Below are 14,283 nucleotides of genomic sequence, written 5' to 3' on the forward strand. Positions count from 1 at the left end.
GTAGCGGATGCCGTCCGGGGGACTGCTCCTGCAGAGCGTCGTCCTGGGCCTGCTGCTGGGTGGGCTCTACGCCCTCCTGGCAGCGGGCCTGACGCTCTACTTCGGCATCATGCGGGTGGTGATGATCGCCCACTCGGCGTTCCTCATCCTCGCCGCCTACCTGGCCTGGTGGTCGCACAGCCGGCTCGGCGTCGACCCGCTGCTGTCGATGATCGTCACGGTGCCGCTCTTCTTCGGCATCGGGGTCGGACTGCAGCGGCTGCTGCTCGCCCGGCTGCGTCCAGCGACGCTCACCATGATGTCGGTCCTGCTCACCTTCGCGATCGCGTTGCTGATCGAGGGCCTGCTCGGGTACGTCTTCAGCGGCACCCAGCGGCGGATCCAGCTCGGCTACGGCTCGGCGAGCTTCGGTCTGTTCGGCGCCCGGATCGCGGTGGTGAAACTGATCGCGTTCGCCCTGGCCGGGGTGGCGCTGCTGACGCTCTACCTGCTGATGAAGAAGACCACCTTCGGCTGGGCGCTGCGGGCCACCATCCAGCACCGGGACGCGGCGCGGCTGGTCGGGATCGACACCGACCGGGTCGCCGGTTTCGGTTTCGGTCTGGGGCTCGCCACGGCGGCGGTCGGCGGCACGGCCCTCGCCCTCGACACCACCATCTACCCGTCGCTGCACTGGCACTGGATCGGCCCACTGATGGCGATCATCGTGGTCGGTGGGCTGGGCAGCGTACCGGGGGCCGCGGCCGCCGCCATGCTGCTCGGCCTGCTGCAGAGCCTGTTGCAGATCCCGATGGGTACGACCTGGGCGCAGACCGTCTTCTACATCGCGCTCTTCGCGACGCTGGCGTTCCGGCCCCAGGGATTCTTCGGAGGTCGGCTTGCCCAGCGTTTCTGAGTCCCTGACCCCGGCCGCTGGCACCGCGCCGGCCACGACGTCGACGCCGCCCGGACCGGTCGCGGCCGACCCGGGCCGACGCCGGCTCGGCCGGCTGCTGTACGGCGCGGCCATCCTGGTCCTCGTCGCCGGCGTGCTGGCGTTCCCGGCACTGGCCCCCAACCCCTACATCCTCTCCGCCGGCGTCGTGGTGCTGAACTACGCGGTGCTCTCCACGTCGTGGAACTTCGTCGGCGGCTTCACCGGCTACATCTCGCTCGGCCACGGCGCGCTGGCCGGGCTCGGCGGCTACGCCACCGGACTGCTGGTGGTCCGGGCCGGCCTGCCGAGCTTCGTCGCGCTCGCCGTCGCCGGCCTGCTGGTGGCGGCACTCGCGGTGCCCATCGGGTACGCCGCGTTGCGGGTCCGGGGTGCCTCGTTCGTCATCGTCTCGATCGCGTTGGTGCTGATCCTGCTCCTGGTCTTCCAGAGCTGGGCGTCGTTCACCGGCGGGTCGCGGGGACTGGTCGTACCGCGGCCGTTCCCGGGGCTGCTCCGTCCCGAACACCACCGGGCCTTCTTCTACCTGTTCGCCGCCCTGCTCGGGTTGGCCCTGCTGGTCTGGTGGCTGATCGACCGGTCCCGGTTCGGCCTCGGGCTGAAGGCGATCCGGGAGGACGAGGACAAGGCGGAGGCACTCGGCACCCCGACCTTCGGCTACAAGCTGGTGGTCTTCGTCATCTCGGCGGGCTTCACCGGACTGGCCGGCGGGCTCTACGCGCTCTGGTTCGGCGACCTCGACCCGGTCTTCCAGTTCTCCATCCTGACCGGCTCCTACCTCGTGCTGATGGCGCTGCTCGGCGGCGTACGCCAACTGTTCGGTCCGCTGGTCGGCGCGCTGGTGGTCGGCATCGCGCTGGAGTACTTCAAGGTGGAGTTCGGCGACACCCAGCTGCACCTGGTCGCCACCGGGGTGCTGCTCGCCCTGGTGGTGCTCTTCATGCCGGACGGTGTCCTGCCGGCGCTCGGTACCCTGCTCAACCGCTTCCTCCGGCCGACACAGGCGTCGATCCGCGAGGTCACCGCCGCCGAACTGCGCGCCCAGCGGGGCGGTGGGGAAGCCGGCCAGGGTGCCGTGGCCGAGCCGCCCGGACAGCGGGTCGCCGCCGGCACCGCCGAAGAGCCGGCGGCGGACGCCGAACCGCCGGTCGACGGCGGGCCGGCGGCGGACGCCGAACCGACCGGACGGGACGCGAGGTGAGCGGGATGGGTGAGCAGAGCCCGGAGTCGGCACGGAGCCTGGAGACGGCGGAGCTGACCAAGGCGTTCGGCGGGGTACGCGCCCTGGACGCGGCCAGCGTGACCTTCCAGCCCGGCAGGGTCAACGCGCTGATCGGGCCGAACGGTTCCGGCAAGACGACCTTCTTCAACTGCGTGACCGGCATGATCCGGCCGGACAGCGGCCAGGTCAGCTACCGGGGCCGGGACCTCACCGGTCGGGCACCGCACGTGGTCGCCCGGGCCGGCCTCGGCCGTACCTTCCAGCTCTGCCGGGTCTTCCCCCGGATGTCGGCGCTGGACAACGTCCTGGTCGCGGCCCGTCCTGGCGGCCTCGTCGCGAAGCTGCGCGGCGCACACCGCCGGGCCGACGTGGACCGGGCCCGGAGCTGGTTGACCCGGCTGGGCATCGAGCACCTGGCCGACGTCGAGGCCCGGAACATGTCCTGGGGGCAGCAGAAGCTGCTGGAGCTGGCCGGCGTACTGATGAGCGACCCGGAGACGGTGCTGCTGGACGAGCCCGCCGGCGGGGTCAACCCCGCGCTGCTCGACCGGATCGGGTCACTGGTGCGGGACCTCAACGCGGAGGGGAGGACCTTTGTGATCGTCGAGCACAACATGGATCTGGTGATGAGCATCAGCGACCACATCGTGGTCTTCGACCGGGGCCGGCCGATCGCCGAGGGGCCGCCGTCGGTGATCCGGTCCGACGAGCGGGTGCTGGGGGCGTACCTTGGCGTCTGAGATCGAACTCGTCGACATCCAGGCCGGCTACGGCCGTGCCGCCCCGGTGCTGCGCGGACTCTCCGTGTCGGTGGAGTCCGGCACCATCGTCTGCCTCGTCGGCCCGAACGGCGCCGGCAAGTCGACCGTACTCAAGGTGGCGAGCGGCCTGCTGAAGCCCCGGTCCGGCCGGATCCTGGTCGGCGGGGTCGACGTCACCGGCCAGGGGCCGCAACGGATGCTCGCCGCCGGGGTGGCCCACGTACTCCAGGGACACAGTGTGTTCCAGGAGATGACGGTGGCCGAGAACGTCCTCCTCGGCGGCTACACACTGCGTGACAAGTCGGTGATCGGGGAGCGGGTCGAGTTCGTCAAGGAACTCTTCCCGGTCGTCGCCGAGCGCTGGCGGTCACTGGCCGGGCTGCTCTCCGGCGGGCAGCAGAAGCAGGTCGAGTTCGCCCGCTCGCTGATGGTCAACCCCAAGGTCGTGCTCCTCGACGAGCCCTCGATGGGGCTCGACCCGAAGGCGACGAGCACGGTCTTCGAGCAGGTCGTCCGGATGCGCGACGCGGGCACCGCCGTACTGCTGGTCGAGCAGAACGCCCGGCGGGCGCTGGAGACCGCCGACCTCGGCTGCGTGCTCGACCTCGGGCGGGTGCACATCTCCGGGCCGGCGCCGCAACTGCTGGCCGATCCGCAGCTCGGTGAGCTCTACCTCGGCGGCCGGCCCGCCGAGCCACGGCCACCGGCGAACCGCTGACCCGTCGGGGGGGGGGGGGGGGGGGGGCCCCCGCCCCCCCCCCCCCCCCCCCCCCGCGGCCCGGGGGGCGGGGCGCCGCCCCCCCCCCCCCCCCCCCCCCCCCCACGGCACCAACCGCACAACTCCATAGTTCGACGCGGTCGCGGAAAGCGCTTCCACCAGCGTCACCCGCACCGCCGTACCCGAGAGAGGTGTACGCGATGTCGAGATCCCGGCGCGCTGTCGCCGCCACCGCCGGCCTGCTGGCGGCGGTACTGGTCAGCAGCGTGGCCGTGCCGCCGGCACAGGCCGGCGGCAAGAAGCCACGCGACGTCCACCCGTCCCTGCGACACCACCTCGTCGCCTTCTACGACTTCGACCACCCGGTCCGGGGCGAGCCCGGCAGGGAAGCCGACCAGGGCCGGTCCGGCACCACGATCGACCTGGTCAACGGCGGTGCCGCGATGCGGGTGCCGGACCATGCCTATCCCGGCAGCGGGCGGGCCCTGCAGACCCGGCAGCTCAGCCCGACCGAGGCCGGCAACGACGACTGGAAGGCCGGGATCTACTCGGCGACCGGCGTACCGAGCCTGCGGGCGTTCAACGCGGTCGAGGGCATCACCGTCATGGGCTGGGTCAAGATGACCGGCGAGAACCCGAAGCCCAACTCCAACACCGCGAACCCCGACGACCGGTTCAACGCCATCGGGCTGGCCGGTGTACTGACCGGTGACTCCGACGGGCACGGCGTCCGCGCGCTGCTCGAACTCATCGACGTGAACGGCGAACTGCGCCTGGTCGCCCTCGGCCGGCGCCTCGACGGCGGCAACTCACAGACGTACGCGGCGAGCGAGGACTGGCGGACCCTGCTGCCGGTCGGGGAGTGGGTCTTCCTCGCCGCCACGTTCGACTTCACCGACGGCACCCTGGCGCTCTACCGCAACGGGAAGCCGATCGACGGCTTCTACACCCGTACCGACGATCCGTGGCTGGTGGCCGGACCGGGCGAGCACCGTACGACGGCGACCGACCCCCGTGGCATCAAGATCGGTGGCAGTTTCCCGCAGGACACCCGGGAGCAGAACCCCTGCGACTGCCGGATGGACTCGCTGATGTTCCTCGACCGGGTCGTCACCGCCCGTCAGGTCGAGAAGCAGTACCGCCACGTGACCGGACGTCGCTGACCCCACCCACCGAATACCGTCCCCGAGATTGGAGTGACCCGCGTGCGCACCTCTCCTCGTCGCGTCCGCAGATCCGTGACGGCGGCCTCGCTCACCGCCGCCGCCCTCGTCCTCTCCACCCTGGTCGGCACCGGGCCGGCGCAGGCCGCCGACCCGATCTACGACCCGGTACCGGAACAGCAGATCCAGTCGCGGCTGGGACTCGTGCTCACCGAGTTCGCCGCGTTCCCGAAGTCGGAGCCGACGCCGGCCCCGACGGACGCCCGGCTCATGCGGCAGGCCCGGATCAACACCATCATGGAGGTGCCGGACGGCTCCGGACGGCGGGCGGTGCCCGACCTGAACGGCGCCCTCTACTTCGTCCGGGACGGCGGCGCGCCGTACGTCTACCTCGACGTCGCGGCCACCTTCGCGCCCCGGTTCTTCTCCGGACGCGGGCTCGGCCAGGGCTTCGGCTACGTCGCCTTCCACCCTGACTTCACCCGCAACGGCAAGTTCTACACGGTGCACACCGAGGCGGCCTCCTCGACGACCGCCGTGCCGGACTACGTGCAGAGCGGCGTGGTCTACCACGGCATCATCACCGAGTGGACCGCCACCGACCCGACGGCGGAGACCTTCGCCGGCACGCACCGGGAGGTGCTCCGGATCGGTTTCGGCGGCCAGGTGCACGGCATCCAGGAGATCAACTTCGACCCGACCGCGCGCCGGGGCGACGCCGACTACGGGCTGCTCTACATCGCGGCCGGTGACGGCGGCATCGGCGTCCGCAACACCGACCCGCAGAACCTGGCGATGCCGCACGGCAAACTGCTGCGGATCGACCCGCTCGGCACCAACGCCCCGAACGGCCGGTACGGCATCCCGCCGTCGAACCCGTTCGTCGGCCGGGCCGGCGCGATCGGCGAGATCTACGCGGTCGGCATGCGGGACCCGCACCGGTTCAGCTGGGACCGCAGGACCGGCAAGATGTACCTCGGTCACATCGGCGAGCACGCCATCGAGGCGATCTACGAGGTGAAGGCCGGCGACAACTTCGGCTGGAGCGAGCGGGAGGGCTCCTTCGTCTTCGACAAGACGTCGACCGCCCCCTGCGACAAGATCTTCCCGCTCCCGGCCGACGACGCGCAGTACGGCTACACGTACCCGGTGGCCGCGTACGACCACGAGCCGGCACCCGGCTGGAACTGCACCTCGGACGTCGGAGTCGCGGTGGCCGGCGGTTTCGTCTACCGGGGTCGGGACGTACCCGCGCTGCGTGGCAAGTACGTCTTCGGTGACCTGGTCGACGGCCGGGTGCTCTACACCGAGGTCGACCAGATGCGCCGGGGCCGCGACCTGGCCCCGATCCACCGGCTCGCGCTCTTCGACGCGGCCGGCGACCCGGTCCGGATGCAGGACCTCTCCGGGCCCGGGGCGCCCGGCGACCCGAACCGGGTGGACCTGCGCTTCGGCACCGACGCCCAGGGTGAGCTGTACCTGCTGGCCAAGGCGAACGGCAAGATCTGGAAGGTGACCGGGACCCGGGAGTACGCCGCCGCGAACGTCGGCGCCACGAAGGTCAGGGACACCATGCGCCCGAGCAACTGGGCACCGGTCACCCCGTCGAAGTGGCGGTTCACCGGTGACCGGGTGATCCTCGCCGAGGCCGGTGTACAGCGCCCGGGCCCGCGTCGTCCGTTCGAGTACGCGGTACTGACCGCCGGGCCGCGGCTCGGCGCGGTGGAGATCCGGGCCGACGTCCGGCTCGACACCCCGGTCGAGGTGACCAACCGGGACGTCATCATCATCTTCGGCTGGCAGTCGGACACCGAGTTCTACTACGCGCACGTCTCCACCGACAACACGATCCTGCCGCACAACGGCATCTTCAAGGTCAACAACGCCGACCGGGAACGGCTCGACTACCAGTGGAACGGCCGCTCGGAGGGGGCGGCCCCGGCGATCACCGACGCAGAGTGGCACGAGGTGCGGGTCAAGCACCTGCCGGCGACCGGCGAGATCGCGGTCTACCTCGACGGCGCGAAGGACCCGCTGATGACGGCCCGGGACACCACGTTCCAGTCCGGCCGGGTCGGTTTCGGTTCCTTCGACAACGTCGGCAGCCTGCGTGACCTGACGGTACGCGGTACGCCGGCCTGATCCTTCGGCGGGCCCGCCGTCGAGGCGGCGGGTCCGTCGTCCGTCTACCATGATCATCATGCCTGAGCTCGTCCCGGTCGGATCCGTCGTCGACGCCCTGTGGTGGTGGAACACGCCCGACAAGTACGCCGGCCCGGCCCGGTTCGACACGCTGGCGGGCGCCCGGGCGCACAACCCGATCGCCCAGCTCACGATCGAGGTGCGGTTGCGTACACCCGACGGTGGCGCGCGGCGGGTGGTGGGCGCGGTCACCACCGTCGACGACTTCGTCCGGCGCTCACCCCGGCAGGATCCGGGCGTGCTGCCGACGCTGGGCGCCACCGTCGTCGAGCTGGTCCGCCGTACCGAACCCCGCACCCGGTACGGCGCGGCGCCCGAGCCGACCGAGCAGACCCGGATCGAGGACGCGTACGACGAGGTCGTGTTCCGCGACCCCGCCGGTGGACGGTTCGTGCTGTTACCGCTCACCACCCACCCGCTGCAGGACTGACGATCGGCGTCGGGCTCAGAGCGCGACCCCGGCGTTCTCCCGGCCGACCCGGTGGATCGGCCCGTCCAGACCGGTCAGGGGCAACCCGCTGCCGCCCCGCAGCCGGGCGACGATCTCCGCCCCGATCGACAGTGCGGTCTCGGCCGGCGTGACCGCGGCGAGGTCCAGCCCGACCGGGGAACGCAGCCGGGACAGGGCATCCTCCTCGACGCCCGCCGCGCGTAGCAGGCGCAGCCGCTCCTCGTGGGTACGCCGCGAGCCCATCGCACCGACGTATGCCGCCGGCATCCGTAGCGCGCGGCGAAGCAGCGGGACGTCGAACTTCGGGTCGTGGGTGAGGACGCAGATCACCGTCCGGTCGTCGACGGCGGTGCCGTCGAGGTAGCGGTGCGGCCAGTCCACCACCACCTCGACGCCCGGGAACCGCTGCGCCGTGGCGAAGACCGGCCGGGGGTCGCAGACCGTGACCCGGTAGCCGAGGAACGCGCCCACGGTGCCGAGTTCGGCCGCGACGTCCAGCGCACCGAAGACCAGCATCCGGGGCGGCGGCGCGGTCGTCTCGACGAAGAGGACGACCTCGGGCCCGGACTCGCAGGCGGGGATCCGCCGTAGCGAGGTGCCCCGGGCGGTCGCGACCGCCCGGTCCAGCGCACCGATCCCGAACGTCCCCACCAGCCGGCCCCCGCGTACCTGCACCGCCCGCCCCAGCAGCCGGTCCGGGCCCTCCACCACCCGGGCCACGGTCACCGACCCGTCGGGCCCGACGTCGGGCAGCGGCGGCATCGGCTGGACGAAGACGTCGATGACGCCGCCGCAGGAGAGCCCGACCGCGAAGGCGGACTCGTCGGAGTAGCCGAACCGGTGGGTGCTCGACCGTCCGGAGACCAGCGCCTCCCGGCACAGCTCGTAGACCGCGCCCTCCACGCACCCGCCCGACACCGTGCCGAGCGCCGCGCCGTCGGCGTCCACCGCCAGCGCGGCACCCGGCTGGCGGGGCGCGCTGCCGCTGACCGCGATCACCGTCGCCACCGCGTACCGGCGACCCTGCCGCGCCCACCGCGCCAGGTCGGTCGCGAGTTCGAGCATCACTGTTCCTTCCCGCAGGGGTCTCACCTACAGGAGTTTGTCCTGGGTGAAGGGCAGGTCCCGGAGGCGGCGGCCGGTGGCGTGGAAGATCGCGTTGCCGATCGCCGCCGGGACCCCGGTGATCGGGGTCTCGCCGAACCCCCGGGCACCGAGCGCCGTACTGACCGGGTCCTTCCGGTCCACGAAGAGCGTCTCGACGCGGGGCACGTCGGCGCAGACCGGAAGGAGGTAGCTGGAGAGGTTGGCGTTCACCACCCGGGCGGTCCGGCGGTCCAGCACCGTCCGCTCCGTCAGGGCGTACCCGATTCCCCAGGTGACGCCGCCGAGCACCTGGCCGCGCAGGGTCCGACGGTTCAGCACCCGGCCGGCGTCGTGGGCGGTCACCACCCGGGTCACCCGGACCCGGCCGTACCGGGCATGGACCCGGACCTCGACGAAGACGACCCCGTAGGCGTGGCCCGGCACGTTCGGCACGGTGCCGGTCACCTCGACCGGCCGGCCGGCCCGGCCCATCACCGCCCGGTAGCTGTCCCGCCGGTCGCGCCGCTCCCGGTCGACCAGGTCGCCGTGTCCGGAGACCACCCGCCCGGGCGGCAGCCCGTACAGCGGGGACCGCGCGTCGGCGACGGCCAGCCGTACCACCGCGTCCCGGGCCAGCCGGGCCGCCTGGTCGACCGAGCCGGTGACGCTGGCGACCGTGGCGGAGGCGGCGGAGAGCCCGGCCACCGGCAGCGCGGTGTCCCCGATCATCGCTGTGACGTGCGTCAGCGGCAGGCCGAGCGCCTCCGCCGCGACCTGGCTGACCACCGTGTACGTCCCGGTGCCGATGTCCTGGGTGGCCAGGCGCACGGCGGCCCGCCCGTCGGTGCCGACGGTCACCCCCGCGGTCGCCGGGAAGTGGCCGTAGCTGTGCGTCTCGGTGGCCATGCCCCAGCCGACGAACTCGTCGCCGTCCCGAGTGGCCCCCGGCCTCGGGTCGCGACGGGACCAACCGAAGGCGGCGGCGGCCATCCGGTAGCAGTCGGTCAGGTACTTGCTGCTGAACCGCTGCCCGGTCTGCTGGTTGACGTCGGTGTGGTTGCGCAGCCGCAGTTCGAGCGGGTCCACGCCGAGCGCGTGGCTCAACTCGTCCAGCGCGGTCTCCAGCCCGAAGTGGGCACTCATCTCCGGCGAGCGCATGTAGTTGGAGGTCGGCAGGTCCAACCGGACGCCCTGCTGCCGGACGTGCACGTTCGGGCAGGCGTAGAGCAGCAGACTGGACTCGCTGACGTTGAAGACCCCCTCGTCGGTCCGGCTGAGCTGGGCCGTACTGGTGTGGCTGATCGCGGTGAGTCGGCCCTGTCGGGTCGCGCCGATCCGTAGCCGCTGGTGGAACTGCGAGCGGTGGCCGACGGAGGTGTACATCTGGGCCCGGGTCAGCACGATCCGTACCGGCCGGCCGACCAGCTGGGCGGCCACGGCGGCGAGGACGGTGTGCGGCCAGGTCGGGCTCTTCGTGCCGAAACCACCACCGAGGTACGGGGAGACGACCCGGACGTTCTCCCGCAGCACACCCAGGATGTCGGCGACCGTGCCCCGCGTGGCGTTGACGCCCTGTGCCGTCTCGTAGAGCGTCAGCCGGCCGCCCTCCCAGACCGCCGTGCTGGCGTGCGGCTCGATCGGGTTGTGGTGGTGCGTCGGGCTGGTGTAGGTCACGTCCACCGTCACCGGGGCCCCGGCCAGCGCCGCCTCCGGGTCGCCGCGCCGGAACTCGTTCGGCTTCTCCCGGAACATCCGCGGCAGGATGGCTTCCTCGGCGGCGTCGGCGATCACGGCCTTCGGCGTCTCCGCCCGGTAGTCCACCCGGACCAGGCCGGCCGCCTCGCGGGCCTGCTCCCAGGTCTCGGCGAGGACGAGCGCCACCGGCTGTCCGTCGTGGTGGATCCGGGTGTCCTGCATCGGGATGAACCCCTTCAGGTAGGGGAACCCGGGCACCGTCAGCTTCGGCAGGTCCGCGTGGGTGAGGACCGCCACCACGCCGGGGCGGGCCCGGGCCGCCGTGGTGTCGATACCGGTCACCTCGCCCCGGGCGATGGTGCTGAGCACCAGGTACCCGTGCAGCGGGTCGGGTACCGGCTGGTCCGCCGCGTACCGGGCCGCGCCGGTGACCTTGGCCCGGCCGTCGACCCGCTCCACGTCCCGTCCCACCAGTCGACTCATCGCCGGCCTCCCAGCTCGGTCAGGATGCCGGCCAACGCGCGCTGTACCAGTTCCACCTTGAACCCGTTCTCCTCCCGGGGGACCGCCCCGCGTACCAGCGCCCGGCCGGCGTCGGCGAGTACCTCCGGGGTCAACCGCCGCCCGCGCAGCGCCGCCTCGGCCGCCGTGGAGCGCCACGGCCTGGGTGCCACCCCGCCGAACGCCAGCCGTACGTCGTGCACGGTGCCGCCGCGCAGGTCGAGGGCCGCCGCCACCGAGACCACGGCGAACTCGAAGCTGGCCCGGTCCCGCAGCTTCAGGTAACCCGAGTGCGTGGCCAGCCGACCCCGCGACACGTCCACCCCGGTGATCAGCTCATCGTGGCCCAGTACGGTCTCCCGCTCCGGCGTGCCGCCCGGCAGCAGGTAGAAGTCGGCGACCGGCACCCGTCGTGGGCCGGTGGGACCGAGCAGCCGTACCGTCGCGTCGACTGCCACCAACGCCACCGCCAGGTCGGACGGGTGTGTCGCGATGCAGTGCTCGCTGCCGCCCAGGATGGCGTGTCCCCGGTTGTGCCCGGCCTGGGCCGGGCAGCCGCTGCCCGGGGCCCGCTTGTTGCAGGCGGAGCCCGGGTCCCGGAAGTAGCCGCACCGGGTGCGTTGCAACAGGTTGCCGCCGATGGTCGCCATGTTGCGCACCTGTGGCGAGGCCGAGGCGAGCAGCGCCTCGGCCAGCACCGGGAAGTCCACGCGGACCCGCCGGTCCTCGGCGACCCGGCGCATCCGGGCGAGCCCGCCGAGGTGCAGACCGGCGTGGTCGACGGTCACCTCGGCGAGGTCGAGCCGGTTGATGTCGATCAGATGCTCGTGTCGCTCGGCACCGTCCCGCATGAGGTTCAGCAGGTCCGTGCCGCCGGCGACGAACGTGGCACCGGGCGTGGTGGCGGCCAGCCGGGTCGCCTCGGCCGGATCAGCCGCCCGGGTGTAGCCGAAGGCCCTCATCCGCGCAGCTCCGCGTCGGCGTCGCGGACCGCCGCGACGATGTTCTGGTAGCAGGCGCACCGGCACAGGTTGCCGCTCATCCACTCGCGGACCTCCTCGTCGGAGCCGGCGTGGCCCTCGGCGACGCAGGCCACCGCGGACATGATCTGGCCCGGAGTGCAGCCGCCGCACTGGAACGCGTCGTGCCGGATGAAGGCGGCCTGCACGGGGTGCAGTTCGTCGCCCCGAGCCAGACCCTCCACGGTGGTGATCTCCTGGTCCTGGCGCATCACGGCGAGGGTGAGGCAGGACTTGATCCGCTCGCCGTCGGCGAGCACGGTGCAGGCGCCGCACTCGCCCCGGTCGCAGCCCTTCTTGGCGCCGGTCAGTCCGATCCGGTCACGCAGCGCGTCCAGCAGGGTGACCCGGGGTTCGACGGCGATCCGGTGTCGTGCGCCGTTGACCGTGAGGGTGACGGTGGCGACGCCGTCCGGGGGCACCGTCTCGGTCGGGCCGGGCGGGGCCGGGGAGCCGGCCACACCGGGGGCGACCACGGTTCCGGCGGCGACGGCGGCGCCGGATTTCAGGACGGTACGGCGCCGGTAGGTGGTCGGGTTCGGATCGGGCACTGGTCGCCTCCTCGGGATGCGATTCGCTCCTCGTCCGGCGGGTGTGGAGACCCGCCGGACGACGCCACCGGGCCGGCGACCCGGCCAGGCCGACCGGGTGCCGGCGGCGCGGCGGGGAAGGGCGGGATCCGGGTCGGGGACCGCAGCCGATCCCGGCTGGCGTCACCACCGATTCTTCGGCCGCGGAGGCGACCGATGGTCGTACAGTCGATCCGGGGATGGCCGGGACGTACCTGGGCGGTCAGCGCCGGGCGGCGTCCGGACAGGTCTCCTGGTGCAGCTCGCGCAGCATTTCCAGCCGGTCGTCGGTGCCGGTGCCCGGCTGTGGGCGGAAGAGCACGAGCCGCTGCCCGGAGTCCGCGCCCAGGACGTTCTCGCACTCGAGGTCCAGCCGTCCCACCACCGGGTGGATGAGCACCTTCCGGGCGGCCCGTTTGACGTTGACCTCGTGCCGGTCCCAGATCCGCCGGAACTCGGGGCTGGCCTCGGACAGCTCGGTGACGAACTCCACGGCGGCCGCGTCCCGGCCGCGCCACGCCACGGCGGCGCGCAGGTCGGCCACGTAGTACGCGCCGAGCACGTCGTGCTGCTCCGCCAGGTAGACCGACCGCCACGGCCGGTCGGTGAACCAGCGCCACAGGAAGTTGTTCCGCCGGCCCGGCGCGGTGGCCAGCGACCCGAGGAGTGCGACGTTGAGGGGGTTCTGCGCGACGATCGTGTAGAGGTTGTCGGCGATGAGCGCCGGTACCGGTGCGGCGAGTGCCTCCAGGACGCCCATCAGCGCGGGCTCGGCGGACGGCGACGGGGAGTACGTCCGTGGCGGCGGCTGGCCGGCCAGCAGGTAGATGTGGTCCCGCTGGTCCGTGTCGAGTCGCAGGGCCCGGGCTATCCCGGCGAGGGTGGCCGGCGAGGGGCGGGGACCCCGCCCCTGCTCGATCCGTTCGTAGTAGTCGGTCGACACGTTCGCCAGCAGGGCCACCTCGTCGCGCCGCAGACCGGGCGTACGGCGCCGCCCGCCGGCGACCAGGCCCACGTCGTCGGGCCGCAACTGCTGGCGCCGGAGGCGCAGGTACACACCGAGTTCCGCTCGCTCCATCTCCGCCCACCGATCCCGCCGTTGCGCCCGGGCGGCGCCGTCCGTTTCCGTCGGTCGCTTTCCATTCTCCGCCGACCCGGACCGGTTATCCACGGATAGCCGGTCCGACCCTGCGCGGATCCGTGCCGGACCATTCGCCCGGTCAGGAGGTGGCCGGGCGGATCGTCCGGGCAGCTGCGGTGCCGGACCATTCGCCCGATCAGCCGTGGTGTCGGCCGGCCCGCCTCGTCCGATCAGCCGTGGTGTGGGTCGGCCGAGCCGAAGACCAGCCGGAAGTCGCGAACCGCCAGGGTGAGCAGCGGCCGGCGGCCGGCGAGGTAGCCCAGCGGTCCGCCCGGCTCGACCTGCCAGGTCGAGGAGGCGCCGCCGATCCGGGCACGGCAGCGCACCGGGGTGGTACGCAGCCGGGCGGCGAGCAACTGGGCCACCGTGAACGCGACGGGCCAGCGGCCCGGCAGGCCGGGCCCCGGCGTGACCCGGGCCCGGGCGATCGGGCCGGTCGGGGTGGCCGCCGAGCCGCTGATCCCGCCGTTGTCGTCCGGCTCGATCGCCAACTCGGCCAACTCCTTGGGAATGCCCCACAGCTCGCGTCCGCCGACCCGGGAGGTCTCACTGTCCACCCAGATCTGGACGATGCTGATCCGGGGCCGGAGCCCGGCCCGGACCAGCACCGCGGCGAGCAGTTCGCGGTAGTGCAGCACCCCGCCCGGCTCGTAGCGGACCCAGGCGGTGCCGACGACGCCCCGACCGCCGACGACCACCGGTCGGACCATCCCGGCCAGACCCGGCGGAAGCGGTGGCAGCTCGCGGCGGGGCAGTGACCAGAGCGAGACGTACATCTGGCCACGCAGGTGCCACGGCTCCGGCGGGAAGTCCACTCGCCC

The 14,283-nt window shown here is 72.7% G+C and carries 13 protein-coding genes; 7 read left to right on the forward strand and 6 right to left on the reverse strand.

The genetic code is table 11. From position 1 onward, the window contains the following. The first annotated feature begins 7 nt into the window (after nt 1–7). The 7 genes from V1633_RS09660 (at nt 8) to V1633_RS09690 (ending at nt 7,430) form a co-directional block, all read left to right on the forward strand. Nucleotides 8–895 (forward strand): branched-chain amino acid ABC transporter permease, encoded by an 888-nt coding sequence (locus V1633_RS09660; RefSeq protein ID WP_331213881.1) that lies wholly within the window; start codon nt 8–10, stop codon nt 893–895. Continuing rightward, the gene (locus V1633_RS09665) at nt 879–2,135 is read left to right on the forward strand and encodes a branched-chain amino acid ABC transporter permease (protein ID WP_331213882.1); all 1,257 of its coding nucleotides are present in this window, start codon (nt 879–881) and stop codon (nt 2,133–2,135) included. The genes V1633_RS09660 and V1633_RS09665 overlap by 17 nt, the downstream gene beginning before the upstream one ends. 5 nt (nt 2,136–2,140) lie before the next feature. Beyond that, the gene (locus V1633_RS09670; protein ID WP_331213883.1) at nt 2,141–2,896 is read left to right on the forward strand and encodes an ABC transporter ATP-binding protein; all 756 of its coding nucleotides are present in this window, start codon (nt 2,141–2,143) and stop codon (nt 2,894–2,896) included. Next, nucleotides 2,886–3,635, forward strand: a complete 750-nt coding sequence (locus V1633_RS09675; RefSeq protein WP_331213884.1) for an ABC transporter ATP-binding protein — start codon at nt 2,886–2,888, stop codon at nt 3,633–3,635. The genes V1633_RS09670 and V1633_RS09675 overlap by 11 nt, the downstream gene beginning before the upstream one ends. 200 nt (nt 3,636–3,835) lie before the next feature. Continuing rightward, complete coding sequence (locus V1633_RS09680) at nt 3,836–4,798, forward strand: LamG-like jellyroll fold domain-containing protein (RefSeq protein WP_331213885.1); 963 nt, start codon at nt 3,836–3,838, stop codon at nt 4,796–4,798. A gap of 75 nt (nt 4,799–4,873) precedes the next feature. Further along, on the forward strand, nt 4,874–6,940 hold the full coding sequence (locus V1633_RS09685; protein ID WP_331213886.1) for a PQQ-dependent sugar dehydrogenase: 2,067 nt from the start codon (nt 4,874–4,876) through the stop codon (nt 6,938–6,940). A 58-nt stretch (nt 6,941–6,998) separates the two neighbouring features. Further along, nucleotides 6,999–7,430 carry a hypothetical protein gene (locus V1633_RS09690; protein WP_331213887.1) on the forward strand — a complete coding sequence of 144 codons (432 nt, stop codon included), beginning with the start codon at nt 6,999–7,001 and terminating at the stop codon, nt 7,428–7,430. A 15-nt stretch (nt 7,431–7,445) separates the two neighbouring features. On the opposite strand, the gene V1633_RS09695 is transcribed toward V1633_RS09690, so the two are convergent. From V1633_RS09695 to V1633_RS09720, 6 genes are all read right to left on the reverse strand, one after another. Then, a complete protein-coding gene (locus V1633_RS09695) occupies nt 7,446–8,516 on the reverse strand; it encodes an XdhC family protein (RefSeq protein WP_331213888.1) in 1,071 nt (356 codons plus the stop codon). 27 nt (nt 8,517–8,543) lie between these two features. Further along, the gene (locus V1633_RS09700) at nt 8,544–10,715 is read right to left on the reverse strand and encodes a xanthine dehydrogenase family protein molybdopterin-binding subunit (RefSeq protein ID WP_331213889.1); all 2,172 of its coding nucleotides are present in this window, start codon (nt 10,713–10,715) and stop codon (nt 8,544–8,546) included. Then, nucleotides 10,712–11,695 carry an FAD binding domain-containing protein gene (locus V1633_RS09705; RefSeq protein ID WP_331213890.1) on the reverse strand — a complete coding sequence of 328 codons (984 nt, stop codon included), beginning with the start codon at nt 11,693–11,695 and terminating at the stop codon, nt 10,712–10,714. Before V1633_RS09705 ends, V1633_RS09700 begins: the two co-directional genes overlap by 4 nt. Continuing rightward, nucleotides 11,692–12,174 carry a (2Fe-2S)-binding protein gene (locus tag V1633_RS09710; protein WP_331214195.1) on the reverse strand — a complete coding sequence of 161 codons (483 nt, stop codon included), beginning with the start codon at nt 12,172–12,174 and terminating at the stop codon, nt 11,692–11,694. Before V1633_RS09710 ends, V1633_RS09705 begins: the two co-directional genes overlap by 4 nt. 370 nt (nt 12,175–12,544) lie before the next feature. Next, nucleotides 12,545–13,399, reverse strand: coding sequence for a helix-turn-helix domain-containing protein (locus tag V1633_RS09715; protein WP_331213891.1), 855 nt, complete (start codon nt 13,397–13,399; stop codon nt 12,545–12,547). A 233-nt stretch (nt 13,400–13,632) separates the two neighbouring features. Then, nucleotides 13,633–14,277, reverse strand: coding sequence for an acetoacetate decarboxylase family protein (locus tag V1633_RS09720; RefSeq protein WP_331213892.1), 645 nt, complete (start codon nt 14,275–14,277; stop codon nt 13,633–13,635). Nucleotides 14,278–14,283 lie beyond the last annotated feature (6 nt).

Origin of the sequence: Plantactinospora sonchi, from assembly GCF_036422035.1 — a bacterium.
GTDB classification, from domain to species: domain Bacteria; phylum Actinomycetota; class Actinomycetes; order Mycobacteriales; family Micromonosporaceae; genus Plantactinospora; species Plantactinospora sonchi.

Excerpts from the sequence above, each read along its gene's own strand:
- V1633_RS09660 (WP_331213881.1), top strand. The coding sequence starts at position 8 with ATGCCGTCCGGGGGACTGCTCCTGCAGAGCGTCGTCCTGGGCCTGCTG.
- V1633_RS09690 (WP_331213887.1), top strand. The coding sequence starts at position 6,999 with ATGCCTGAGCTCGTCCCGGTCGGATCCGTCGTCGACGCCCTGTGGTGG.
- V1633_RS09715 (WP_331213891.1), bottom strand. The coding sequence starts at position 13,399 with ATGGAGCGAGCGGAACTCGGTGTGTACCTGCGCCTCCGGCGCCAGCAG.
- V1633_RS09670 (WP_331213883.1), top strand. The coding sequence starts at position 2,141 with ATGGGTGAGCAGAGCCCGGAGTCGGCACGGAGCCTGGAGACGGCGGAG.
- V1633_RS09695 (WP_331213888.1), bottom strand. The coding sequence starts at position 8,516 with ATGCTCGAACTCGCGACCGACCTGGCGCGGTGGGCGCGGCAGGGTCGC.
- V1633_RS09680 (WP_331213885.1), top strand. The coding sequence starts at position 3,836 with ATGTCGAGATCCCGGCGCGCTGTCGCCGCCACCGCCGGCCTGCTGGCG.
- V1633_RS09700 (WP_331213889.1), bottom strand. The coding sequence starts at position 10,715 with ATGAGTCGACTGGTGGGACGGGACGTGGAGCGGGTCGACGGCCGGGCC.
- V1633_RS09705 (WP_331213890.1), bottom strand. The coding sequence starts at position 11,695 with ATGAGGGCCTTCGGCTACACCCGGGCGGCTGATCCGGCCGAGGCGACC.